Origin of the sequence: Paenibacillus sp. FSL L8-0644, from assembly GCF_038008165.1 — a bacterium.
Taxonomy (GTDB): domain Bacteria; phylum Bacillota; class Bacilli; order Paenibacillales; family Paenibacillaceae; genus Paenibacillus; species Paenibacillus polymyxa_D.
This window is the reverse complement of record NZ_JBBOYN010000001.1, coordinates 2,497,607-2,522,556: the sequence shown is the minus strand read 5'-3', so window position 1 is coordinate 2,522,556 and position 24,950 is coordinate 2,497,607. Positions and strand designations below refer to the sequence as shown.

The window sequence follows — 24,950 nt, the reverse complement described above, 5'->3', positions numbered from 1 at the left end:
TTGTTTTAATTTGAAAATAAGTAATACAAAAATAATCAAAAATAAATTTTAATTTTCATCCATCTGTAATCTGTGTACATTAATCAAAAGCCGCGCCGGGATCAGGTTATGAGAACCTTTTCCGGCACGGCCTTTTGGTAGGTAAATCACTTCATTGCCAAGCATATTACTACAAATCGAATACGTCCGTCCAAAGAAAGACTACTCAGGGAATATCAAGTCGTTTTTTAACGACTGCTGGTACCCCTGCAGCCATGGTAAAGCTGGGTATATCATCTTTAACAAAGGCACCTCCACCTATCATAGACCAACAACCAATGTGACATCTCTCCCGTACCGAGACACCGACGCCGATATAGGCCCCCTCATCTATGGTTACGTTACCTGCCAAATTCACACCAGGGGCTATGGTTATATAATCGCCAATAACCGCATCATGACTCACGTTAACACTCCGATTGATAATCACATGCTGTCCGATCTTAATATTGTCCGACAGGACAGCCCCTTCAAAGATCATACTTCCCTCTCCAATGGTGTTTCTTCGAGACAAACGAACACGCGGATGTATTAGCGGGGCTGCGATACGAAATCCCGATTGAATTGTATGATAAGCGAATCGTTTCTTTAATGCTGGGTCACCCACTCCCGCACATATCAGTTCCACCTCATATTTTAACGCTTTAATGTCGGTCAACGTCCCCAGTACAGGAACCCCATTTACGATCTGCCCTTTCGTCTCAGGCCGTTCGTCTAAGAATCCTATCACTCGAACTCCTAACTCTTCACATAACCAGTTAATTTCCTTGGCATGTCCGCCCGATCCCCAAATCACGAGTTTCCTCATCTGGCTGTCTCTCTTCCCAAGCTTCTTAGAACATTTACAATTCTTCGAACGATAATCTCATCCAGTTCCTCCCACAAGGGCAGGCTGACAATATGTTTGGTAATATGCTCGGTAACATGAAGAGTAGACCGGGGATAACTTTGGAACTGCTTCTGCTGATGGCACGCCGGAGAAAAATAGGTTCTGGCTTCTATTGAATTAGAGGCTAATAACTTAACGACCTCTTGATTCGTGTGTGAATCCGGACTAAGAATAGGGATAAATTGATGGACAACCGATCCTTGTGTTTTTTGTACAGACCATCCTCGTTCTAATAAGTCTGCTTGGAGCAGTTCTTGAAGATAATATTCGTAGATCGTCCTTCTATTCTCCCGTACAGTTTTGAAGTGATCGAGAGTAGCTAAAGCGATAGCAGCGGTATACTCGGATATCTTACTGTTAAGACCTTGGGTGACAGACTCCCTGCTGCTGGAGAAACCGAAATTCCCCGCCTGACGAATTCGCTTAATGAGATCCTGGTCCAAACTGTATACCAATCCACCCTCTCCGATACCAAAAGATTTGGTGGCATGAAAGCTGAATACTACGGCCCCTCCAAAGCCTTTACCAAAATGGGTGGCTTCCTCGGGAGATATAGTCCCAAAACTGGCAGCAGCATCAATGACTACCGGAATTCCTTGCTCCTGCAGCTTATTGTATACAGACAAATCAATGGCTGTACCGAAAGTGGCATAAGGAACGATTACCGCAATCTCATCTCCCAGCAGCTTGACTGCCTGCTCTAACTGCTCCCTATTCATTTGCCAATTCTCCGGTTCAATGTCAAGGAAATAGGGTTCTAACCCGCACCACTCAGCAGCAAGTGGGGTGGCAGCAAAAGTAAAACTTGGCATAACTGCATATTTGCCCTGTGGTCGCTTGCTGTGAGCGATAGCCAAAATCAAGCCGATGGTAGCGTTACTAACAGTCACAGCCGAACCGATTCCATTAAACACTTGCGCAATGACCCGCTCTTCAAACAGGTTATTTAAGGGGCCATAATTGGAGTAAATTCGCGTCTCTTCTATTTTCTCAAAATTAGCAATAAATCGTTCCTTTTTTACTAAACTAGGTCGTAAGAAGGGAATTTCAAACATAAGCCAAGCCTCCTTTGCACATGGGATGAGCAAGTTAGGATTCCAATGTTTTTAATATCATTTCAATTCGCTTGATATCTGCAACAAATTGTGGACGGCCTTTTATACGTTCATGATAAGAATGAAGTGCAGTTTTAAACAAATCGTTGGTATCAAGAAATCCATCATCTCTCGAGGCAATCATAATATCTAACCATTCCGTGAACGCATTTTGACCAAGCGTTTGATTATTTTGATTGGGATGTATTCGAAAATAGCTTAGCGCTTCAGGAATATAAACTGCTTTTCCTTTGGATAGTAAGTTCAACCAGGAAGCTAAATCATTAAGAAGAGAATACTGTTTCCCTTTATAAACTCCAAACCGTTCGATAAGATCTGTTTTTTTGAAAAACACTGTTGTAGGTTCACCAATCACATTTAAACAACGAGTTAATGCAACGTTTGCCAACATTCTTCCGTCCATTATCCTTGTTTCTTCGTATAACTTTTCCGTTGCATAGAGCGGTGGGAGAATAGCCCCTAATTCATTCATGGTTTGCCGATACGAGGTAACCAGTGTGATGTTTTCAAAATTTTCAAAAAAATAGAGCATCCTTGCTATTTTTTCTTTATGAAACATATCGTCATCCATCAAGTAATTGATATATTCACCTGATGCCAAATCAAAACATTTATGCCAATTTCCAAGAAAAAGATTTTTATCATTTTTATAATATTTAACTTGGGGAAAAGAATCTAAATAAGAATCAATCATTTCTTGTACTTCATTCGTTGTACTGTCATCACAGATAATAATTTCGATGTTCGGGTAAGTTTGTTCCAATACACTGTCGATGGCGATTTTTAGTGTATGCGGCCGGTTATATGCAGGTATAACTACACTTACTAATGGGCATTCCACACTTACTCCACCTTTCTTTAATGCTTCGGTGTTTACGACGGAGGTTTCAAACGGTTTATTCGCTATGTTCATATGGGCTGGTATTTTTCTCACATCCCCGAACACATACACATACATATATACTACTGGGAAATAAAATGATGCCAGGAAAATGGTTGTTTCAATAAAAACAATAGCTTACGTCTGAACGGCACCTCCCTCTCGTTGATGTTCGAAACTGGTAAAGGGGAATGATCATGTCATTGAATTTCACTCCGCTACTGACAACTCATTTATTTGTATCGAAGAAGGTTTTAAAGGATCATGTAAAAGAATTGATAGATAGATTGGAAGAAAATAACATTACAATAAACTTGTATGAGGCTGATCAGCCACTTATAGACAATAGCCTCCAAAAACCTCGGGTTTACGTCTCGATCGGAGAAGAGTGGGGAGAATTTTCAGCACTAAAAGCATTGCCTGGTCACGAAAAAAAACGCTGGTTACACTTCCAATCACCTGACGAAATTCAACCTATGCATTTATTTTTCTGCTGGCTTAAGGCAACAGATCCTCTTTCGGAGAATAGAACGATTCCTCCTACACATTTTTCTTCAAACACACCTTTAATATCCGTCTTTACTGCCAGCTACAGATCAAAGGAAAAAATTCAACGACCTTATCAATCTTTATTGAAGCAGACCTACAAGAACTGGGAATGGGTAATCGTGGATGATTCCGGTGATGAAGATGAAACGTACAAGGAGTATTTACTCCCTTTAGAGGATCACCGTGTGCGGAGATATCGCCAGGATTCCCGCAATGGTTATATAGGGGCTATCAAAAGGTTTGCAGCAGGTCTATGTACAGGGGAAATTTTGGTAGAAGTCGATCATGATGATGAGCTAACTCCTGACTGCCTGGAGAAAATCGTCAAAGCATTTCAACAAAACCCTGACTGTGGCTTTGTTTATGGGGATTGTGCTGAAGTGTATGCAGGGAGCAATCATGCACATTGGTATGGCTGGGATTGTGGCTTTGGCTACAGTGTTCATTATCGAGTCTGGCTGCATGAAATGAACAGATGGCAAAATGTACAAAAACATACGACCATTAATGGCAAAACCATTCGACATTTGGTCGGTTTACCCAATCATCCCCGTGCGTGGACAAGGGACTGTTATCATCTGATCGGGGGACATCGCAATGAACTACTGGTTGCAGATGATTACGATATGCTGGTCCGGACGTTTCTTTGCACTAAATTTGCAAACATCCCCGATTTGATATATATCCAATATCGTAACGAACATGGGAATAACACTACATTCCTAAGAAATAAGCAGATTCAGGTTCTTGTAGGGGAACTAAATAGATGCTATTTTCAAAGGATACAAATGAGACTGAAAGAACTCGATTTACCACAGCAATTGCCTTATCGTCGTATATGGGAGACTTCTACGGATGATCCTGCCCGGAAATCTGCTCACGTTATTCAAGAAGATACTTCTAAATTCTCGATATTGTTCCCTATCCCCCATTCCTGTCCTGAAATAGAGCACACCCAATTAATTAAAACGCTCCAAAAGGGCATTGAAAACAACTTTAGGGAGATCGAAATTGTGGTTGTAGGTCGAATTCCATCAGAAATCGAAACCTATGCCTCCAAAGCTCCCAGGGGAGCCATACGATGGTGGCCTATGGAGCCAAATGATTCATTAGAAACTTGTATTCAATATGGAAAATTTATTGCGTCCTGCAAAGAGAAAGTGGTTGTGTTGCCGTAAATTACAACAAGGCTGATTAGAATATTAGCCAACAATTATTTTCCAATACCTTTGTCGAAGTCTCTCTGAATCATTTCCATGAGACTTCGACAAAGGTTTTTTTTGTTACAGCAGGACTGCAAACATGAACTTAAGACAAAAAAAGAACCCAAAAGTTATAAATAACTTTTGAGTCCTCTAAATATACCTTGACCTTAAGCTGGTCCTTGGTCACCTTGCGGTCCTTGAACACCCTGAGGGCCTTGGTCGCCTTGCACGCCTTGAACTCCTTGAGGTCCTTGGTCGCCTTGGACGCCTTGAACTCCCTGAGGGCCTTGGACGCCTTGAACTCCCTGAGGGCCTTGGTCGCCTTGCAGTCCTTGAACACCCTGAGGGCCTTGATCGCCTTGGACTCCTTGAGGTCCTTGGTCTCCTTGTACGCCTTGAACTCCCTGAGGGCCTTGATCGCCTTGGACTCCTTGAGGTCCCTGATCGCCTTGGACTCCTTGAGGGCCTTGGTCTCCTTGTACGCCCTGAACACCCTGAGGTCCTTGATCGCCTTGGACTCCTTGAGGTCCTTGAACTCCTTGAGGTCCTTGGTCGCCTTGGTTGAACTCCCTGAGGTCCTTGGTCACCTGCCCTGAACACCCTGAGGTCCTTGGTCACCTTGTACGCCCTGAGGTCCTTGGTCGCCTTGAACTCCTTGTACGCCCTGAACACCCTGAGGTCCTTGGTCACCTTGAACACCTTGACCTTGGTCCCTTGACGCCTTGAACGCCTTGAGGTCCTTGGTCGCCTTGAAGGTCCTTGATCCCTTGAACAGGTCCTTGGTCTTGTCGCCTTGAACACCTTGAACTCCTTGAGGTCCTTGATCGCCCTTGGTCTCCTTGAACGCCCTGAACACCCTGAGGTCCTTGGTCGCCTTGCACGGGTCCTTGGTCGCCTTGTACGCCCTGAGGTCCTTGGTCGCCTTGGACGCCCTGAGGTCCTTGATCACCTTGTACGCCTTGAACTCCCTGAGGTCCTTGGTCACCTTGTACGCCCTGAGGTCCTTGGTCGCCTTGAACTCCTTGAACACCCTGTGGTCCTTGGTCGCCTTGCACGCCTTGAACACCCTGAGGTCCTTGGTCGCCTTGGGCTCCTTGAACACCCTGAGGTCCTTGGTCACCTTGTACGCCTTGAACACCTTGAGGTCCTTGGTCGCCTTGCACGCCTTGAACGCCTTGAGGTCCTTGGTCACCTTGGGCTCCTTGAGGTCCTTGAACTCCTTGAGGTCCTTGATCGCCTTGTACGCCCTGAACACCCTGAGGTCCTTGATCGCCTTGGACTCCTTGAGGTCCTTGAACTCCTTGAGGTCCTTGGTCGCCTTGAACACCTTGAACTCCTTGAGGTCCTTGATCGCCTTGGACTCCTTGAGGTCCTTGGTCGCCTTGCACGCCTTGAACTCCTTGAGGTCCTTGATCGCCTTGGACTCCTTGAGGTCCTTGGTCACCTTGGTCGCCTTGAACACCCTGTGGTCCTTGGTCGCCTTGGACTCCTTGAGGTCCTTGATCACCTTGGGCTCCTTGAACTCCTTGAGGTCCTTGATCGCCTTGGGCTCCTTGAACTCCTTGAGGTCCTTGGTCGCCTTGGACTCCTTGAACTCCCTGTGGTCCTTGGTCGCCTTGAACGCCCTGAGGTCCTTGGTCGCCTTGGACTCCTTGAACTCCCTGTGGTCCTTGGTCGCCTTGAACGCCCTGAGGTCCTTGGTCGCCTTGGACGCCCTGAGGTCCTTGATCACCTTGTACGCCTTGAACTCCCTGTGGTCCTTGGTCACCTTGTACGCCCTGAGGTCCTTGGTCGCCTTGAACGCCCTGAGGTCCTTGATCGCCTTGGACTCCCTGAGGTCCTTGGTCACCTTGGTCGCCTTGAACACCCTGTGGTCCTTGGTCGCCTTGGACGCCTTGAGGTCCTTGATCACCTTGGGCTCCTTGAACTCCTTGAGGTCCTTGATCGCCTTGGGCTCCTTGAACTCCTTGAGGTCCTTGGTCGCCTTGGACTCCTTGAACTCCCTGTGGTCCTTGGTCGCCTTGAACTCCTTGAGGTCCTTGGTCGCCTTGAACTCCTTGAGGTCCTTGATCGCCTTGGGCTCCTTGAGGTCCTTGGTCGCCTTGCACGCCTTGAACACCCTGAGGTCCTTGGTCGCCTTGGACGCCCTGAGGTCCTTGATCACCTTGTACGCCTTGAACTCCCTGTGGTCCTTGGTCACCTTGTACGCCTTGAACTCCCTGTGGTCCTTGGTCACCTTGTACGCCCTGAGGTCCTTGGTCACCTTGGGCTCCTTGAACACCCTGAGGTCCTTGATCACCTTGAACTCCCTGTGGTCCTTGGTCACCTTGAACACCCTGAGGTCCTTGGACGCCTTGATCGGTTCCTAAAAGTTCATCAGATACTAACCGATGCGCAGGTACTAATTGCCCCAATGCATCTTTACCCCAAACAGAAATTTGAGTTTCATTCACTGCTGGTCCGCTTGTGGTAAACACGAATTCAAATGCGTCTAAATTTGCAAAGAAATTCCTAGTTATAACCGCATTTGGTCCCACTACAACTAGTTGTTGTACATATACTGTTCTACTGCCGTTTAAAATAAAACCCTCGATCAAAACAGTAGAAGAATTTACAGAATCTCGGTTATCTATTTTTACTGTGACCAGTTGGGTGGGTCTGACTCCTAGAACAGGATCGTTTGCAATGGGTCCAGTAGATAATACTGCCATTTAGATATTCCCTCCTTTCTAGTAAAAGCAAGCTTTTCTTGTAAACAATGAGGTCTTTCTCAAGATCATGTTCCCTCTATTTTATTTCTAAAACATGTGATATGATTGTGGCTTTACCTCTGTGCATTTGTTGAGTTTTAAGACTCTAACTGCTCATCCGCAACAATACGCTGAGCACCAATGATTGTACCACTCCCGTTTTTTCCCCAAACAGAAATATCAGTACTTTCTTCTGCCAAACCGCTTGTGGTAAAAACGAATTCATATGCGTCGAAGTTCGCTAGATAATTTCTCGTAACAACTGCATTGGGGGCTAAAGCTATTTGTTCTAGTACATGTAATGTTCGTAAACCATTTAAAATGAATCCCTGAATTAATATTGTTGAAGAATTGACTAAGTCACGGTTTACCATTTTAACAGTGACCTGTTGGATCGGCCTGACCCCACCAACAGGACTGTTCTCAATAGGACCAGTTGTTAATATTGCCATTAAGTTAACGCCTCCTTTACTGGTTATTAACAATAACTCCATGCAATCAAGTAAAATACTAGGACGAAAATAGAAAAGGAACCTGGAGTTCCCATGTATTATATTAATAATTTGTTAGATATGATTGTTTGTTTACCCATTAAAAAACAAGATATTATTTATTCTGTCATTCGGTCCGATCGAGCCTCAAACTACTCGTTGTTCTCAAGTTTTGGAAATCTCCTAATTCTCTCTCAAGGAAAGGAAATGAAAGATTTGCCCCTTCCTATATCATTCCAAACCATAAAAAAAGCACCCTAAGAGAAAGGGGTGCCCTCATCCTTGTTACAAATACCACTTGCGTCATGCTACAACACTCTTACAGATTTGTTTTTTAAATCCTCAAATTGTTCCTGCTTTTGTTTCTCATTCCATAAATAATGAAACCCCCATCGATTTGCGGTATCCCCTTCTCGCAGCTCTTGCTTCAAAGCTGAAAACCGTGAGTTAATATAGTCAAAACCCAAATATTTATAAATTACTTAAATATGTTAGCAAGCTTTGATTTCACTATTTGACTAGCATTAAATTTACTTTTTATCTTATTAGAACCATTTTTTCCAACAATCAACGCTTCTTCAAAGTGATCCTGGATCCAAAACAACCTCTCAGAAATTGCGTACCCGTTAGGTTCAACTTCAAAATAATCCTTTCCTTCCTCAAGAATAAATCTATCATTTCGGGGGTTTGTCGTAACAAGTACACATCCTGTCGATATCGCATCAACGGCAGCCGTAGTTGGAAAACCATCTAAAGCAAATCGATCCGGAACACTGCAATTTAGAAATATATGAGTTCTTTCGTACACTGACTTTAACTCTTCAGGGGAAAGTAGGCCATAGAATGTATAATTCTTATTTTTCAATAGAAGTAATTGATCTTCCCAATCACCAATTAGATTAAGATGAAAATCATCCGTAAGTCGATTAAATGCATCTGCCATAATGGGGAAACCTTTTCTAATGGCATTAAAAGCACAGAATGTTAACTGTATAGGCATTTCAACTTTCTTCTGTTTGAATGTATATAAGTCGGTATTAATCACAACGGGATAATAAATACTTCCAACAATCGATTCCATAACTTCATTGATGTTTGTAAATACGGTCGAACAATGCTGTCCTGCAATGGAAAGAAACTCTTTTTTTGTCCATGGATCCAGTCCGCCACCAGGGTACAAGGTAGCATGAAGATTAATATTTCGGTCATCTAAGAATGGCTTAATATTTAGATTAGGATTTGCTCCTGGCAAATAACTTCCATCCGGAAGAAAGCCATGACCAAGCAAACTAAGTGTTAAATTTAAGAAAACACAATATACATCTGTAACCCCCTCAGACACTGCAACTTTCATAAAATCAGAAAAAGGATAAACTTTAGAAGGAAAATAATCATCATTAGGTTCAGTTGCAAAGAACAAAGTATCAGGCCTTTGCTCGAATATATTAAAGTTCTCCCAATATCGAAAACCACTTAGCTTCCATGGAAACTTCGTATCAATTACTGCAAGACGCCGGTTAGTATGCGATTGAATTTGCTGACTAAATATTTCCATACTTTCACCCTTTCTTAAGTTGCTGCTCCCTAAAGCTGTACACCACAGGCGTTTCCCGTATACATATGTGGCTACAATGGCCGATGTTCTAGTACAGGATAGCTGAATCATTCCTACGGTTAGAAAAGCTTCTTAAATTTGTAAGGCTTCCGCTGGTTCGCAAGCAGGTGATCCTGTGGCAGGAACGGCGGGTTCGTCAGGCTGGGAGTGTTTGGACTTCCGGCCGCCACTCTCACCATTCATCATATAATTCTTTAGCTCAATTCATCCCACCAAACTTTTGAACAATAATTTTTTGTGATGAACAACGGCTGCGAATACACGAATTCCAAGCACCGTCATATCCGCTGATTAGGTTGAGGTTTGATCGGACCGATTGACTGAATAAATGTCTAAATTTTGTGGGTAAACAAACAATCATATCTAACAAATTATTAACTCAACTTTCGCACCTAGAAAATCAGCCTAACCCTTTGAGTGAGTAAGGAAAAATCGAATAAATTTTTCCGTATTGACAAAAAACACCTTACTTGTTTGGTATCATGGAAGTGTCAAATCAACCATGCCAACAAGAAAGGTGCGTAACTTTATGTTACAACAACATTCCATGTCTGAATAGACTCGCTTTTCCAACATTTTCGCAACCCTCCAAATGGAGAAATTCTTACAAATTGTGGGGATTTCTAAGTCTTTTAGCTTACCTAGTCCCGCAGTTTTCCAAATCGTCTTCTCACTGGTTTTTGAAGGGTGGCTTTATAACATCCCTGCAGGTAAAGCAGTATGCCTCCCATCAGAATGGAGCGGACACGTTCTGAGAGTTGTACGATCCCCATAACAAAGCCTTTTCACCCTACGGCAGCTATCTAATCAACAGCTACTGTCACGCGTGGAGCTGGACCCCAACCTATTTGATTCGTAAATATAAGCTTTAAAATATAATAAGGCCATGCCAGATCAGGTTATGAGAACCTTTTTCAGCACGGCCTTATGGTTTGACCAACTAATCGTCTGTTCGCATTACTTTGGCTAGCAGCTCATACGAGCGCAGGCGCGCTTGATGGTCATATACCTGAGAGGTTGTAATCAGCTCATTGGCTCTAGTCTGGTCTATAATCCAATCTATCTTTTGCTTGACGGTGTCAGGACTGCCAATGGCTGAATACCCCAGCATATTACCACGAACCGCCTCCTTTTCCTGCTCACTCCAGAGTTTCTCCATGTCATCAACTGGTGGCTTCAGTCCTCCGCTGTGCCCGCGCAGCACATTTAGAAACTGTTGTTCTTGTGATGTAAAGAGCCTTTTCGCTTCCTCATCAGAATCTGCAACAAGCACATTAACACCGACCATCACATAGGGCTTATCCAGTGCTTTAGATGGTCGAAAATTGCGATGATACAACTCTAAAGCCTGTAGCAAATGAGCCGGGGCAAAGTGGCTGGCGAACGCGAACGGCAACCCAAGCTGACCTGCCAGCTGTGCGCTGAATCCGCTTGATCCCAGTAACCAGATGGGAATGTCCAGCCCTTCTCCAGGAACCGCTCTTACTCCCGGAACTGCTCCGCTTAGCGCTGGATTCAGGTAAGAACGCAGCTCATTCAATTGCTCGGGGAAATCTTCCCCAGTACTATGAAGCCCTCGCCGCAGTGCCCTCATCGCGGGTTGATCCGTGCCTGGAGCACGGCCAAGTCCCAGATCAATTCGTCCCGGATAGAGCGACTCTAATGTTCCAAACTGCTCCGCAATCATGAGTGGAGCATGGTTCGCCAGCATAATACCGCCTGAACCGACCCGAATCTTGTTTGTATGTGCAGCTACATGCCCGATGATCACGGACGTAGCTGCACTAGCAACTGCCTGCATGTTATGATGCTCCGTTAGCCAGTACCGATGGTACCCCCATTGTTCTGCATGCTGGGCAAGATCCACCGTGTCGCGGAAGGAATCGGCAGGAGTGCCGCCTTCAATGACAGGTGCAAGATCTAATATAGATAGTGCAACGTTCCGCGTAGTCATTATATATAAACCCCCTGTCAAAATATTATTATACGTATTTCCCTCAACACCTTAATTCTTTGACCTATCAATTGATACGTCAATTATAATAATGTGTCCCGTTATGAATTGCAAATGATTTAAATTTTTAGTTTTTATCAAAAATCAGTTTACTTTTATGATAAGCTCATCTATTATGCAAATATGTGGATAATGGTTATCCACATTAGCCTGGTTATAAATATTGAGGTGATTGCTAGTGCATATGAAAACAGGTGTCGAACAATCTGTCTACGCTCTTCTTCTACTCACGATGCTGCCGGACAAAGCTGTTTTACCTGGGGAGGCCATTAGCCAGCAGTTAGGTGCTTCACCTACTTATTTTCATAAACTGTTACGAAAATTGGTTAGCTCCGATTTGATTACTTCTGTACCTGGTGTCAAGGGCGGGTTCAAATTAAAGAAAAAACCTGAGGATATACGGGTATTTGATATTTACCTAGCGATTGAGGGACAACAAACCCTTTATTCTTCCAGTGGTATATACAACGAAATGCTTGAATTAAAGAAAGACGATCAGTGTTGTTTACTGACAAATTTGATGGAAGAAGCGGAAGCCTCCTGGAAGGCCGTTCTGAAAAGGGAAACCATCGCGTCACTATCCGCTGACTTTTTTAAAGAAGGATATGATGCCAAAATTACTTCTTTGGAGAACTGGATTCAGGAAAAAATGGTCTTGTAAAGAACACTAATTATCAGAGAGGAACATGAACATGAACGATTACTTAGTAAAAGCTCTTGCCTACAATAATCAGGTACGGGCTTATGCCGTGAGAACAACGGAAACGGTAAGTGAAGCCCAACGGCGTCATTATACCTGGCCCACAGCATCGGCTGCATTGGGACGTTCTATGACGGTCGGCGTCATGCTGGGAGCCATGCTTAAAGATGAGGATAAACTGACGATCAGAATCAACGGTGGCGGGCCTATCGGCACTATTCTTGTCGATACCAACTCCAAAGGTGAAGTTAGGGGTTATGTAAAAAATCCACAAACCCATTTTGAGCTTAATCAGATAGGGAAATTAGATGTCGCCAGAGCTGTAGGAACAGATGGAGCGCTCATTGTATCCAAAGATATCGGCTTAAAACACCCGTTTGTTGGACAAATCCCTCTCATATCGGGTGAGCTGGGCGAGGATTTCACATCTTATCTCGTCCAATCCGAACAAATCCCCTCTTCTGTAGGAGCGGGAGTTATTGTTAACCCGGATAACTCTATTCAGGCGGCTGGAGGTTTCATTATTCAGCTGATGCCAGATACGCAGGAGGAAGTTATCAGTTTTATCGAGAGACGCATTGAGAGCATTCCAAGCATCTCCGCAATGGTCATGGAAGGTCTTACGCCAGAGCAGATTCTGGGTCAGATTTTGGGAGAAAGCAACCTGAACATACTGGAAACCATGCCTGTACAATTTCATTGTCCCTGCTCAGAAGAGCGTGTTACCAATGCCATTATCAGCTTAGGGAATAAGGAAATAGAAGATATGATCCATACCGATGGACAAGCTGAAGCTCATTGCCACTTTTGTAATGCACACTACCATCTCACCAAAGAAGATCTCGAAGGGATGCTGGAAACAAACATCATTTAAATATGGGTTGTTCCCAAAAAGTAGGTCTAGCTACTGGGGAACAGCTTTTTCTTTCCCAATGCTTCCGACGATTTCTTTATCCTAAATACGGTAGACTTGTTCATGATGTAAGTGATAATGTTATATTATTCCAATCACCTGAGATGAGGTGCGCTATGCTTGAAAATGATACGCATGAAATTCTGGCTTATTATGATGGCGGTGCAGAAATAGGCAGGTTAGAGCGAGGCATAGGAAAAATAGAACTGGAAAGATCAAAAGAAATCATTTCACGTTATCTCAGCGAGTCTACTCATGTTATTTACGATATCGGCGGCGGTGTAGGGGTCTATTCTTCGTGGCTGGCGGAGCTGGGATACGAAGTTCATCTATTTGATCTATCTTCCCAAGCCATTGAATTCGCTCGTCAGCAGCAACTGAATAACCCCATCATCAGTAAGCTGGAAACCGCGGATGCCAGAAATCTTCATCGTAAAGATGAAAGCGCGGACATCGTGCTATTGATGGGACCTTTATATCATTTAACGGAACAGAAGGAACGAGTAAAAGCACTACAAGAAGCGGCGCGTGTCTTAAAGAAGGGCGGAACGCTGATTACTTCAGCTATTTCCAGGTTTGGCTCGCTACTGTGGGGACTATCGGTGTACGACGAGCGCAATACCATTGTGGAGGAAGATGAGTTCATGAATATGGTTAGACAGGAGCTGACAGATGGTCAGCATGTACGACCGGCGGCCTATCCCTCTTTTATCACACGGTCCTACTTTCATACATCGGATGCCTTGCGTGCAGACTGGCAGGCGGCTGGATTGCCGAAGCCTCGTGTACTGGGCGTGGAAGGACCCGGCTGGATTGCACCCGGATTTGAAAAGAAGTGGGCGATCCCTTCCCATCGTAGCCGTTTGCTGGATATAGCACAGCAGGTTGAAGAGCAGGAATCTGTGATCGGTATGAGCCCGCATATGCTTGCAGTCGGTATCAAGCCTTGAAGCTCATCAACTCTACAACTATGGAGAGATATAGCCTATGAGAAGACGTAATCGTTACATCGTTAAGTCTGCAATCATTCTGATCGCAGCTATAATCGGAATGGTTTATATCGTAAATCTGGATACCTCTTTTAGAAAAGTCGTTTTGGATCGCATGGATACAGCCAAGATTAATACTATTCTCATTAGTAAATCGCCAGACTATACAGACCAATTGGTAAAAGACAAAAATGAAATTCAAAGTACCTCAATGCTCTTGCTGAAATGAAATTAAGAAAATCCAGTGTATTAGATAAAGGTCTTAATTCTGTATACATGCTCAGTATTTTCGTAGATCGCGAAAATGAAAGGGACTTATTTGGAATCACCCCTATATGACCAAAACTATATAGAAATATATGATGAAACCAAAACGAAAAATAAAGTTACTTCAGGGCCTTGGCAGTACAGTTGAGTAGCTTCTGTGTATAGGCTATTGTAAGTACAGGAGACTTTTTCCAGATAAACTGAACTACAGGAGGTCGTTTTTCTTGATGATCATTGAACTGGTGGCCATTATTTCTACTGCTGTCTTATCTACGTTTTTTTCCTTTCGATACCGCTTGTGGAGACAACTATAGTGAGAAGTGAACAAGAGATGCTGCATACCATTCTCCAATTTGCTCAAGAGGACGAACAGGTGCGTGCCGTGATTATGAATGGTTCACGCGCTAATCCACATGCTCCACGAGACGTTTTTCAGGATTATGATATCGTCTTTCTCGTATCTTCCATGGACAGCTTTATTCAGGAACGTCGCTGGATCAACCATTTTGGTGAATTGATCATTATGCAGACGCCCGATGAGCATATGGAACCTACTTCGACGCCCCATGATCGCTTTGCTTTTCTCATGTTATTTACGGACGGCAATCGCATAGATCTTACTCTCTACCCTGCGAATAACATCGCCAATTGTACCCGAGACAGCTTAAGTGTACTGCTGCTGGATAAAGATGGACTGGTGGAGCCTTTCCCACCGCCAAGTCTTCAAGATTATAAGACGATACCTCCAACTGCCCAAGTCTATGCGGATTCCTGCAACGAGTTCTGGTGGGTCAGTACTTATGTAGCTAAAGGGTTATGGCGACAGGAGCTGCCCTATGCCAAATTTATGCTGGATCGGCCTGTGAGAGATGCGCTTCACTTGATGCTGGAATGGCATATTGGTATACGAACCGACTTCGCGGCAGATCCGGGAAAGCAGGGAAAATATTTCGAGAACCATCTTGAGCCTCGACTTTGGACGCTCTACATTCAAACGTTTGCGGATGCAGATTATGAACATATGTGGCAGTCTCTTTTGATCATGGGAAATTTATTTAGAGAAGTTGCCTTGGAAGTAGCGAACCATTATGGTTACGAATATCCGACTCTGGACGATCAACGTGTTACGAACTATCTCCATCGCGTAAAAGCTCTCCCAGCAGATGCTAAGGACATTTATTGATAAAAAACCAGTCGGCACTTGATTTATATGTGCTAGGCTGGTTTTATTTTTATACTCTAAGTTATTCGGTCAGAACCCGATCGCCTCTGCTCGCAGGCTGAGAGATAACCAAAAATTCAACATCCTCATTCGTTTCATTAAACATTTGATGAGGTACCATAGGAGGAACCTCACACCCTTCCTGAGATCCTAATTGGATTTGTTCACCATCCACTTCAAGTACCGCTGTACCTGATAAAATAAAGAAAAATTGGCGTGCATGATGATGATAATGTCTGACCTCATGAGTATTTCCGGGCATCCGCTCATGAATAATACTCAAATCCTTATTTTTCACTAAGCGCCAACCATCACATTGATCTCCCCATATATAATGTTCAGCATTATTTTTACTTATTTTCATATTGAACTCCTCCTTTTTGCAATTACAGTTTCATTTTAAATATGGATTCATAGAGCTACAATCTTATTTTAAAAAACGGCGGGACAAATGTAAAAAACACTCCGACTTAGTCAGACTGTTTTTATATATCCGCCTCGATAATTTCCTCCAACTTAATCCAGCTAAAATCCTCTTCCCCACGGGACAGCTTCACTTCTCGCCGACTTGTATTAATCACCGTGACCAGTCCACGCAGCTCCTCATCATCAAATGGATTGAACACTTTTAGCGTAATAGGCTTACGTTCGTTATAGGATACGATGATGGCCTGTTCAATCTGCTGCATTTCCTGATCGTCCAGTGTCGGCTTGCCGCGCCTTCCTTGCTCCTTCATCAGTCTTAAATATGCCTCCCGATGCTCAGGCAAAATCATGCGCGAGCTTTCCCATATGCCATTTCCTTCAAGCTTTTTCCCCATCGTAAGCCCCTCCTATGCTGTTCTGGTTACCGGATGCCATGCCAATACATGATCTAATCGAAAAACACGTGGCTGGCCTGTCTGTAAACAGGTGGCTCGTATCAAGCCATTCTGCACACGATGCACCTCAATACGCCGATGAGACAGTTTGCCCTTCCGATCCAAATACACGATTTCCACGATCTGCCCCACGTATTTTTCCAACATGATCCTTCACTCCTTATCAGAACGTTTGTTTGTATTATATGCGAACATGTGTTTGATTATCAATGTAAAAAAATCCCCTGAGGGATTTGACTCTCTCAAGGGAATTAAAATTCATAAGTGGATAGCTTAATATCTTCTTTATTCAAATCTTTCAGAGGATGGACAGGGCCATTCCAATAAGTGAAAATATCAAGCGGCTCATTAGTACCATGTTCTTTTAAAGAAAGAGATAATTCAAGTAATAAATGGGGAAGTTGATAAGAGCTTGTTAAAAACTGATATTCCTCTGGGCTTTCACAGTCTTCTGCTCGATAGAACACAAAGTATCCCTCGGTATGATCCCCAATGAGTACAATATAGCGAGCAAGAAACATAATTTCGCCATTGGCAAAAGGAATGGAATATGTCGAAGCAGAGATCAAATCTGTCTCTAATCCCTCAATTCGAAGGGTGAGTTCATTGTTAAGAGCATCCATTCTTTCTCTTTGTTCGCTGACGAGTTGTTCATAATTTACAGGGACAAGCCCTCCTTTCTTGATCGTAGCGATCAGTTCGTCTATAAATACTTTTTGAGACAACACTCGATTGCTCATCCTATTCATCTCCATATTCGTGAAAATAAGCATGGAATTCCTGCTTCTACATGTTCAATAATTATGTATTAAAAATCTTGATTCATTAACTATCAAGCAATTTTGTGACTGCATTCACGACCCTTTCCATCTCAAATGGCTTAACAATAAAGTCTTTTGCACCTGCCTGAAATGCTTTTATAATCGCTTCCTGCTGCCCCAAAGCAGAACACATCAAAATGTTGGCTTGGGGATCAAGTTCTATGATCTTTTTAACAGCCTCAAGCCCGTCCATCTTAGGCATATTAATATCCATGGTGATTAAATCGGGACGAAAGTGTGCGTATTTCAAAACAGCATCATACCCGTTTTCTGCTTCCGCAATAACAGCGTGACCTAAATCCAAAAGAATATCTTTAAGCACAGAACGCATAAACAAAGAATCATCCACTACTATAACTGCTGCCAAATTAATCTCTCCAATCCGTTGTCAAATGATATGCACGCCCAAACTTCAATATCGGTGAATAAACTGGTAATATTAATAGAAAGAATCTGTAAAAATAAAAACGCTACCAATGAATTATAAAAGAAATTTGAAACTAGCTACTACAGAATTAGTTTTCAAAAAAACGTTTCACAATGACGTAAATCATTTCTGAAAAGCAAATTACAAAGGACTATATATCTACTGTATCTTGAGCACTAGCCATAAAAGCACAATCTTCTTGGATAGTTATAAAAAAAACTGAGGTCGGTATCATTCCGACCTCAGTTTATAAACTTATTCGTTTAGCATTTCTTATTCATTCAGAGCTTTTTTCAAAGCCTCCAGATTGTTTTTCATCACACCAAGGTAATCCAGGTTCTTCTGTTTGTCTTCATCCGTCAATCCTTCGAGCGGATTCAGTACATCGGTTTTTGAACCGATTTCAGTAGCTACGGTCTCAGCGACCTTCGGATCAACAAGAGTTTCGAAGAAAATCGTTTTCACATTATTTTCTTTAGCGAATTTGATAATACCCGCCAGCTTGTCCGGTGTAGGCTCTTGCTCTGGAGATAATCCGGCAATGGGTACTTGGGTCAGACCATATTGCTTAGCTAAATAACCAAAAGCAGCATGCTGCGTAATAAAGTCTTTACGTTTTACATCTTTCAGACCTGTTTTGAACTCGGTATCCAGCTCTTTCAGCTTGGCGATATAAGCATCAGCGTTTTTCTCATAATCAGCTTTGTTTGCTGGATCGGCTGCTACAAGCCCTGCTTCAATGGACTCCACTTCTTTTTGGGCCAAGACTGGATTAAGCCATACATGAGGGTCCATCACATGATCGTGATCATGGCCTTCCTCTGCATGTGCTTCTTCTCCTTCTTCCTCCTCAGCGGTGCCTTCCATCAGGTTTAACCCTTTGCTCGCTTCAACTACAACACGCTTATCGTTGGACGCGCTACTCAAAGCCTGTTCTGCCCAGCCTTCGACGATACCGTTATAAACAAACACGTCAGCATCCTTTACCTGTGCCATATCTTTGGCGCTCGGTTCCCAGTCATGCGGCTCGGCACCAGCTGGAATCAACGCGGTTACGTTAGCATGGTCTCCAGCAACTTGCTTGGTAAATTCATACATTGGATAAAAAGTGGTGACCACATTCAGCTTGTCTGCTGTTTGTGCCGCATTCGGCTCGGTTTGGGAAGCGTTTGTAGCTGTATTATCAGATTTGGCTCCGCAGCCAGACAAAATAAGTGCTAGTCCCGCAGACAATACAAATGATTTTTTGAACCATGTATTCATATTCATTACTCCTTTATCCGTTAGATTTTTTAGTTATTCTCACTGTAATTACACTCACTGACCTGCCGCATTCTGCCGTCGCGAAGCCTGTTGCTTGCCCAGCTTGCGGACCAGCTTTTGTATACCAACTCCTACAATCAGGAATAATAACAGCACCATGGCAATTGTCCCCCCTGGGGGTGTACTAAGTTCATACGATGCCGTTAAACCCATAAATACGCCGATCAATGCAGTGACCATAGATATCCAGATGGCTGCCGCGAAGCTCGGTGCAATTCGAATCGCCAGCGCTGCAGGGAGCACGATGAGTGAGGAGACAAGCAGCACACCGACAATCGGCATTGCAGCAGCTACAATCATCCCTGTTAAAATACTAAATGCAAATGAGATGGACTTGACAGGAAGACCGTTGGTCTTCGCCGTTTCTTCATCAAAAGTAATCTGATACAAAGGGCGCCGAAACACGAAAAAGAAAATACCTCCGATCACAGCCACAACGATCATCAACATCAGCTCTGTCTGATTGACAGCTACTACCGAACCAAATAAATAAGCGGAAAATCCTTTGTTGATGCTCTGATTCAGATTCATTAAAATAACGGCCGTCGAGAGGCCACCTACCATAATAATAGCCACAGATATCTCACTATATGTTTTATAAGACCTGCGGACGTACTCAACGATAATCGCGCCGATTACGGCAACAATAAATCCGGTTATCGTCGGGTTAATGCCTAAATAGGCACCTGCTGCCACCCCTGCCAGCGATACATGCGATAGCATGTCCGCCATGAGAGCCTGACGCCGTAGCATCAAGTATACTCCAAGCACCGAGGCCAGCAGTGCAATTACCCCACCGGCACAAAATGCCCGCTGCATGAAGTCGTAGTGCAACATTTCCATCCGCCATCTTCCTTCCTCTCAAGCTCAATAATTCGATCCAGATAATGTTGCACTTCCGATAGTCCATGGGTCACCATGACCACGGTTCTTCCATATTCCTTAACCTGTTGATTCATCAGATCGTAGAAGTGGTAGCGGCTTTCCTGATCCATTCCGGTCGTAGGCTCATCCAAAATGAGCAAATCCGATTCCTGAGCGAGCGCTCTTGCCACACAAATACGCTGCTTCTGTCCACCGGACAATTCGCCGATTTTACGGTGACGCAAATCCCACATGCCTACCTGACGCAGCGCCTGCTCCGTCAGATCATGATCCTCAGACCGCATACGGCGTAACCAAGAGCCATGAGTATATCTTCCTGAACGGACAAATTCCAAAATCGTACTTGGAAATCCGCCATTGAAGGCGGCAATTTGTTGGGATACAAATCCAACAACGAGCTTTTTGCCTTCACCTGTACGATTAGACATGAACACCTTGCCCTTCCAAGGCTGAAGCAAGCCGAGCAACAGTTTGAGCATGGTTGACTTGGAAGCACCATTCGGTCCGGTAATGGCTACAAATTCTCCCGAAAAAATTTCAACATTGGCATCCACCAAGTTAGGAACATCTCCGTAGCCAAATGTGACCTGTTCCAATGAGGCCAATAACATGACGCAAATCTCCTTTTCCTTTAAAAAGCCTGGAGCCATCTGAGCAATCATCCTTTGCGCAGATTCTCCAGGTCGTTTATGATCATTAAACCATCTACCGTAATTATTACGATTTGGTGATAAAAAAATAAGCGTTTGATAAACGTAACCTTTACGCATTAGCAAGTTTAACAGTTTAGGCAAGGTTCGTCAATGTTTTGGCAACTCTTTTGTTTGTTTACTTCACTTTGTCCGGGTACAAGCCTGCAGCCAAGGTTTTCAGTGCAATTGGTGCACGCACGCCTTCAGCCGCCGCGGACAATGGCAGGACTATAAAGCGTTTATTTTTGATCGCTTCCACACCAGCTAATGCAGGCTTGCTCAGGAGTAGCTTCTCTTTATCCGCCAGTGAAGTATCTCCATAGTCGAGAATGACAATGACGTCAGGATTACGGTTCACAACCTCTTCCCAGCTTACCTCAGTAAAACTTTTGTCGATATCATCAAAAATATTTTTCGCCTTCACACTTTCAATCAAAGACGTTAGATAATTGTTGGCAGCCGTAAAGGGCTTGTCTTCTCCGCTGTCATAAACAAACACCTTGGGTGCCTGTTCAACAACACCAATTTGAGTCTGAATGGACTGCACTTGTTCACGCATTTCATTTACCAGCTTTTCTGCACGCTCCTCAACCCTAAAAATACGCCCAATATTTAGTATATCCTGATATACATCTTCTAATGTGGGGCCCGACTTATTTGAGGACTCCTGTATATAGGTCAGCACCCCTTGTTTGGCTAGCTCCTCACGGGAACCCAGATTTTTATCATTAAAGGCACTCTTCCAGCCCGCATAGGCAAAATCCGGTGCAGCGGCCATAAACACCTCTTTGGACGGATATTGTTCGGCCAGTACCGGGATTTTGTCATATTGAGCCTTATATTTTGGCAAAATCTGATCATCCAAATACGCAGTTCCTACCATAGAGGATTCCAGTCCAAGAGCCAGCATAACCTCAGTCGCGTGCTGGTTCAGTGTAACCGCGCGTTTAGGCGCCTCGGGAAATGCCATTTTAACGCCCATGTTCTCAAGCTCTACCGACGTCTCCTTGGTTGCTGATTGGGATGCGGCAGGTTGCTGCCCGTTTGCGGATGGATCGCTTGTTTGGGCCGTGTTTCCTGCTGCACAGGCTGATAACAACAGCATCATTGCCAAAGCGAGCATAACCAGCGGTAACGCGGGCCTGCTATATCTTTTCATATGTACCGTCTCCTCTTTTATTTGTAGTTAATCTTACCTCATCGTATCGCCTTTTCTGTTAACATCATGGATGGCCTCCTCTCCTGAGAGAATCCGGTAAGAAGGTAATATTCGGCTTTCCGGTTTTTGGATGAATGCAGATTTCTGTCTCGACCCCGAATACACTCCACAGCAGGTCTGGCTGAAGCACATCCTCTGTTATGCCGGAGGCTACCACTTTGCCTTCTTTTAATACATACATTCGATCGCAATAAAATGCCGCTAAATTCAAATCATGCAGTGCAGCTAGCGTAGTTATCCGAAGTGTTTTGACCAAATCCAGAATTTGCAGCTGATACCGGATGTCCAGATGATTCGTCGGCTCATCCAAAACAAGAAATTTCGCCTGCCCGGCCAAAGCTCTGGCGATCAATACCCGTTGCTTTTCGCCGCCGGATAAGGTGGCAAAGCCCTGATCTGCCTGAGCATTCATGCCTACCCGCTCCAGCGCCTGCTCGACCAGTTCATGATCGACGACAGTATCTGCTTCCAACAGTTTCTTATGCGGATGGCGACCCATCAGGACGATGTCCCGTACTGAAAAATCAAACGTTTGCGGCGTATCCTGACTCACCACTGCCATTTGTCGGGCTGTCTCTTTATACTTCATCCGTAGCATATCCTGGCCATCCAACGTAACCACACCACTGTCAGGCTTTAGCACACGATACATATTTTTGAGCAACGTCGACTTCCCGCTACCATTCGGACCGATCAATCCGACTAGTTCCCCTGCTTTTACCTGGAGACAGATGTCGTCGATCAGCCGTTTGTCGTGAATACTGAAGGTCACACATTCGACTTCTATATTCATTTTTCGCCTCCAAACGAGTAGGAACTACGACGCAGCAGCCACACAAAAAAAGGTCCTCCGCACACAGCCGTCACAATACCAATCGGCAGCTCCTGTGGAGCCAGCACAAGCCGGGCACATACATCAGCCCACACGACAAAAATAGCTCCTGCTAACAGACTGACGGGCAGTACACGCCGATGATCTGATCCCACTATCAGTCTAACGATGTGCGGAATCATAAGTCCGACAAAGCCAATCGAGCCACTCACAGATACGACTGCCCCGGTTAAAAGAGACGCCACCACAACCAGTAATACGCGGAACGCCTGTACGTTCACACCAAGCGTTACTGCGGTCTCTTCACCCGTTAGCAAAGCATTCAGCGACCGGTATCGGGTCAGAAGCACAGCCGTTCCAACGACTACAATAAGGCTTGGAATGAAAAGCGTGTCCCATTGAGCACCTGCCAGACTTCCCATCATCCAATACATCGCGTCACGAATGCCTTTTTCATTCGGGGCCATCGTCACGATAAAGCTAGTCACAGCCGACAGCATCATAGACACCGCCACCCCTGCCAGCAATAAGCGGGTCGTCGATATGCTCCCAGCCACACGTGCTAACGCGAACACCATAAGCATTGCAGTTAACGATCCTATAAAAGCAGATAAAGGCAGCGCAAGTCGTCCTAAAAATCCGAAAGCTCCGAACACAATTACCAATGTGGCTGTCACCGAAGCCCCAGACGAGACTCCTAAAATATAGGGATCCGCTAACGAATTACGAATTAATGCCTGTATAGTCGCCCCTGTAACAGCAAGTCCTGCTCCTACGACAACACCTAACAACACGCGCGGAAAGCGGATTTCCCAAACGATATATTGCTCAGGCTTGGTCCATGTCACGGGTATCCACTGGTCCAGCCAGGGAAGATGGGACAGTGCAATTCGCCATATCGTCCCCGGTGCGACAGCTACAGGGCCCAGCATGACCGCGAGTGTGACCGAAAGCAACAGCCCAGCAGTCAGCAGCAGAATTGTTGTAAATCCCCAAGTAGGCTTGCCCGCTAGGTGTGCACGAGAATGATGTTGCGATGGATTAGGTCTTGATGGATTAAGGTGACTCGTTCTCGAAGTCATGAATTACTCAATGGCTTTTCGGCCGCTTCCAGCTTTCTCAATTGTTCCTCGACCGCGGAAGCAGAGAAATTCTCACCCATGACCACCGCTACATCGTTCACTGGCTTTTGCGGGCGGATCGGAATGATTTCCATCTCCCGATAGGCAAATTGAAACATCATCTGACCCTCTGATTCCAGAAACCGCACAATTCCTTTGGCCCGATAAATTTCAGCTGGCAAACTGCGGAACAACTGTTCAAACTCGTAGCGTGGCACAGGTTGTCCAAAAAAATGCGTGTGAACAACTACATGGTCGTAGGAATGATAATGCTCCCCATGTTCGTGTTCGTGTTCGTGGTCATGGTCATGAGACTGATGATCTGTATGGTCATCATGGTCATACGTGTGCAGATGATTTTCCAAATGAGGATGTTCACTCTCAATATCAACTGCGGATTCCTTATGTCGCGAAACATCCATACGCTCCTCTCCTTGAGTGGAGAAAAAAATTCCAGCGTCCACGTCACTTCGTTGCGTGCTCACAGTCAAAACATATGGATTTAACTCTTTTACGAGGGCCTGTACTTTCTGTAACTCGCCCGCAGCCAATAAATCGGTCTTGTTAATAATCAGTTTGGAAGCGCATCGAAGCTGATCCTGCATCAAACGAAGCGATTTGCTTCTCTCGTTCCCCGAGGCAAAATCCAAAAATTGACGCGCGTCTATGACCGTGATAACGGATTGTAATATCATAGTAGAATAAATTGAGGCGTCTGTCACTGCATCTACAATCTCCATCGGGTTAGCCACTCCGGTACATTCTACAATAATCACGTCCGGCTTATATTCCTCAGCAAGATTCATGAGCTCGACGCCCAAGTCCCCGCGAATGGTACAGCATATACAGCCACTGAGCATTTCCTTCATGGGTGCTTGTCCATTCACCAAACTACCGTCCAGATTAACATCACCCAACTCATTCATCAAAATGGCTGGCTTGAGACCCTTTTCCTTGTAGTAAGCCAGCGCATGCTGAAGAAGAGTGGTTTTACCGCTACCCAAAAAACCGGATAAAACAACAATCGGTATCATATAACCCCTCCTTGTCTTTGCAACATTTAATATGGATCGTACCTTAAAAATTTCCTTCTTGCAATCATTTATCGGAT

General features: G+C 44.4%; 25 protein-coding genes and 1 pseudogene. 6 read left to right on the top strand and 20 right to left on the bottom strand.

What is annotated here, in order from left to right:
* Nucleotides 1-205 precede the first annotated feature (205 nt).
* Genes NSS94_RS11615 through NSS94_RS11605 form a run of 3 tightly spaced genes read right to left on the bottom strand, consistent with a single transcriptional unit; the run spans nucleotide 206 to nucleotide 2,884 of the window.
* The gene (locus tag NSS94_RS11615; RefSeq protein WP_341039321.1) at nucleotides 206-847 is read right to left on the bottom strand and encodes an acetyltransferase; all 642 of its coding nucleotides are present in this window, start codon (nucleotides 845-847) and stop codon (nucleotides 206-208) included.
* On the bottom strand, nucleotides 844-1,983 hold the full coding sequence (locus NSS94_RS11610; RefSeq protein ID WP_029518454.1) for a DegT/DnrJ/EryC1/StrS family aminotransferase: 1,140 nt from the start codon (nucleotides 1,981-1,983) through the stop codon (nucleotides 844-846). The genes NSS94_RS11615 and NSS94_RS11610 overlap by 4 nt, the downstream gene beginning before the upstream one ends.
* 34 nt (nucleotides 1,984-2,017) lie before the next feature.
* A complete protein-coding gene (locus NSS94_RS11605) occupies nucleotides 2,018-2,884 on the bottom strand; it encodes a glycosyltransferase family 2 protein (RefSeq protein WP_029518455.1) in 867 nt (288 codons plus the stop codon).
* Nucleotides 2,885-3,120: 236 nt separating this feature from the next.
* On the opposite strand from NSS94_RS11605, the gene NSS94_RS11600 reads away from it, so the two are divergent.
* Nucleotides 3,121-4,650, top strand: a complete 1,530-nt coding sequence (locus NSS94_RS11600; RefSeq protein WP_341039320.1) for a glycosyltransferase — start codon at nucleotides 3,121-3,123, stop codon at nucleotides 4,648-4,650.
* A gap of 130 nt (nucleotides 4,651-4,780) precedes the next feature.
* On the opposite strand, the gene NSS94_RS11595 is transcribed toward NSS94_RS11600, so the two are convergent.
* The 5 genes and pseudogenes from NSS94_RS11595 to NSS94_RS11575 all read right to left on the bottom strand — a co-directional run bounded on the left by NSS94_RS11595 (nucleotide 4,781) and on the right by NSS94_RS11575 (nucleotide 11,487).
* On the bottom strand, nucleotides 4,781-5,170 hold the full coding sequence (locus tag NSS94_RS11595; RefSeq protein ID WP_341039319.1) for a hypothetical protein: 390 nt from the start codon (nucleotides 5,168-5,170) through the stop codon (nucleotides 4,781-4,783).
* Nucleotides 5,171-5,648: 478 nt separating this feature from the next.
* Nucleotides 5,649-7,031 (bottom strand): annotated as a pseudogene (locus NSS94_RS11590) (hypothetical protein); the annotation flags it as partial.
* Between the two features lie 494 nt (nucleotides 7,032-7,525).
* A complete protein-coding gene (locus NSS94_RS11585; RefSeq protein WP_029519178.1) occupies nucleotides 7,526-7,879 on the bottom strand; it encodes a hypothetical protein in 354 nt (117 codons plus the stop codon).
* Nucleotides 7,880-8,396: 517 nt separating this feature from the next.
* Nucleotides 8,397-9,473, bottom strand: a complete 1,077-nt coding sequence (locus NSS94_RS11580) for a glycosyltransferase (RefSeq protein WP_080658678.1) — start codon at nucleotides 9,471-9,473, stop codon at nucleotides 8,397-8,399.
* Between the two features lie 1,000 nt (nucleotides 9,474-10,473).
* On the bottom strand, nucleotides 10,474-11,487 hold the full coding sequence (locus NSS94_RS11575; RefSeq protein ID WP_029519174.1) for an LLM class flavin-dependent oxidoreductase: 1,014 nt from the start codon (nucleotides 11,485-11,487) through the stop codon (nucleotides 10,474-10,476).
* 244 nt (nucleotides 11,488-11,731) lie between these two features.
* On the opposite strand from NSS94_RS11575, the gene NSS94_RS11570 reads away from it, so the two are divergent.
* The 5 genes from NSS94_RS11570 to NSS94_RS11550 all read left to right on the top strand — a co-directional run bounded on the left by NSS94_RS11570 (nucleotide 11,732) and on the right by NSS94_RS11550 (nucleotide 15,599).
* On the top strand, nucleotides 11,732-12,208 hold the full coding sequence (locus NSS94_RS11570; RefSeq protein ID WP_080658677.1) for an Rrf2 family transcriptional regulator: 477 nt from the start codon (nucleotides 11,732-11,734) through the stop codon (nucleotides 12,206-12,208).
* Nucleotides 12,209-12,239: 31 nt separating this feature from the next.
* Nucleotides 12,240-13,121 carry an Hsp33 family molecular chaperone HslO gene (hslO, locus tag NSS94_RS11565; RefSeq protein ID WP_318626561.1) on the top strand — a complete coding sequence of 294 codons (882 nt, stop codon included), beginning with the start codon at nucleotides 12,240-12,242 and terminating at the stop codon, nucleotides 13,119-13,121.
* Between the two features lie 155 nt (nucleotides 13,122-13,276).
* A complete protein-coding gene (locus NSS94_RS11560; protein ID WP_165147210.1) occupies nucleotides 13,277-14,110 on the top strand; it encodes a class I SAM-dependent methyltransferase in 834 nt (277 codons plus the stop codon).
* A 37-nt stretch (nucleotides 14,111-14,147) separates the two neighbouring features.
* Nucleotides 14,148-14,378, top strand: a complete 231-nt coding sequence (locus NSS94_RS11555; RefSeq protein WP_029519170.1) for a hypothetical protein — start codon at nucleotides 14,148-14,150, stop codon at nucleotides 14,376-14,378.
* A 351-nt stretch (nucleotides 14,379-14,729) separates the two neighbouring features.
* On the top strand, nucleotides 14,730-15,599 hold the full coding sequence (locus tag NSS94_RS11550; protein WP_341039317.1) for an aminoglycoside 6-adenylyltransferase: 870 nt from the start codon (nucleotides 14,730-14,732) through the stop codon (nucleotides 15,597-15,599).
* A gap of 61 nt (nucleotides 15,600-15,660) precedes the next feature.
* Here the strand turns inward: NSS94_RS11550 and NSS94_RS11545 are convergent, their stop codons facing one another.
* From NSS94_RS11545 to NSS94_RS11490, 12 genes are all read right to left on the bottom strand, one after another.
* Nucleotides 15,661-16,002: a cupin domain-containing protein gene (locus tag NSS94_RS11545; protein WP_069010190.1), complete on the bottom strand. Its 342-nt coding sequence runs from the start codon at nucleotides 16,000-16,002 to the stop codon at nucleotides 15,661-15,663.
* A 121-nt stretch (nucleotides 16,003-16,123) separates the two neighbouring features.
* Nucleotides 16,124-16,459: a YolD-like family protein gene (locus NSS94_RS11540; protein ID WP_029519167.1), complete on the bottom strand. Its 336-nt coding sequence runs from the start codon at nucleotides 16,457-16,459 to the stop codon at nucleotides 16,124-16,126.
* Between the two features lie 12 nt (nucleotides 16,460-16,471).
* Entirely contained in the window at nucleotides 16,472-16,666 is a 195-nt protein-coding gene (locus NSS94_RS11535; RefSeq protein ID WP_013310131.1) for a hypothetical protein, read from the bottom strand.
* 104 nt (nucleotides 16,667-16,770) lie between these two features.
* Nucleotides 16,771-17,259 (bottom strand): hypothetical protein, encoded by a 489-nt coding sequence (locus NSS94_RS11530; protein WP_341039316.1) that lies wholly within the window; start codon nucleotides 17,257-17,259, stop codon nucleotides 16,771-16,773.
* A gap of 85 nt (nucleotides 17,260-17,344) precedes the next feature.
* Nucleotides 17,345-17,707, bottom strand: coding sequence for a response regulator (locus NSS94_RS11525; RefSeq protein ID WP_029519165.1), 363 nt, complete (start codon nucleotides 17,705-17,707; stop codon nucleotides 17,345-17,347).
* A 333-nt stretch (nucleotides 17,708-18,040) separates the two neighbouring features.
* Nucleotides 18,041-19,030 (bottom strand): metal ABC transporter substrate-binding protein, encoded by a 990-nt coding sequence (locus tag NSS94_RS11520; RefSeq protein ID WP_029519164.1) that lies wholly within the window; start codon nucleotides 19,028-19,030, stop codon nucleotides 18,041-18,043.
* Between the two features lie 54 nt (nucleotides 19,031-19,084).
* Nucleotides 19,085-19,933, bottom strand: coding sequence for a metal ABC transporter permease (locus tag NSS94_RS11515; RefSeq protein WP_341039315.1), 849 nt, complete (start codon nucleotides 19,931-19,933; stop codon nucleotides 19,085-19,087).
* Nucleotides 19,879-20,586, bottom strand: a complete 708-nt coding sequence (locus NSS94_RS11510; RefSeq protein ID WP_039273487.1) for a metal ABC transporter ATP-binding protein — start codon at nucleotides 20,584-20,586, stop codon at nucleotides 19,879-19,881. The genes NSS94_RS11515 and NSS94_RS11510 overlap by 55 nt, the downstream gene beginning before the upstream one ends.
* A 217-nt stretch (nucleotides 20,587-20,803) precedes the next feature.
* A complete protein-coding gene (locus tag NSS94_RS11505; RefSeq protein WP_340955340.1) occupies nucleotides 20,804-21,826 on the bottom strand; it encodes an ABC transporter substrate-binding protein in 1,023 nt (340 codons plus the stop codon).
* 64 nt (nucleotides 21,827-21,890) lie between these two features.
* On the bottom strand, nucleotides 21,891-22,679 hold the full coding sequence (locus NSS94_RS11500; RefSeq protein WP_318626564.1) for an ABC transporter ATP-binding protein: 789 nt from the start codon (nucleotides 22,677-22,679) through the stop codon (nucleotides 21,891-21,893).
* A complete protein-coding gene (locus NSS94_RS11495) occupies nucleotides 22,676-23,800 on the bottom strand; it encodes a FecCD family ABC transporter permease (protein WP_318626565.1) in 1,125 nt (374 codons plus the stop codon). Before NSS94_RS11495 ends, NSS94_RS11500 begins: the two co-directional genes overlap by 4 nt.
* Nucleotides 23,797-24,873 carry a CobW family GTP-binding protein gene (locus tag NSS94_RS11490; RefSeq protein WP_341039314.1) on the bottom strand — a complete coding sequence of 359 codons (1,077 nt, stop codon included), beginning with the start codon at nucleotides 24,871-24,873 and terminating at the stop codon, nucleotides 23,797-23,799. The genes NSS94_RS11495 and NSS94_RS11490 overlap by 4 nt, the downstream gene beginning before the upstream one ends.
* Nucleotides 24,874-24,950 lie beyond the last annotated feature (77 nt).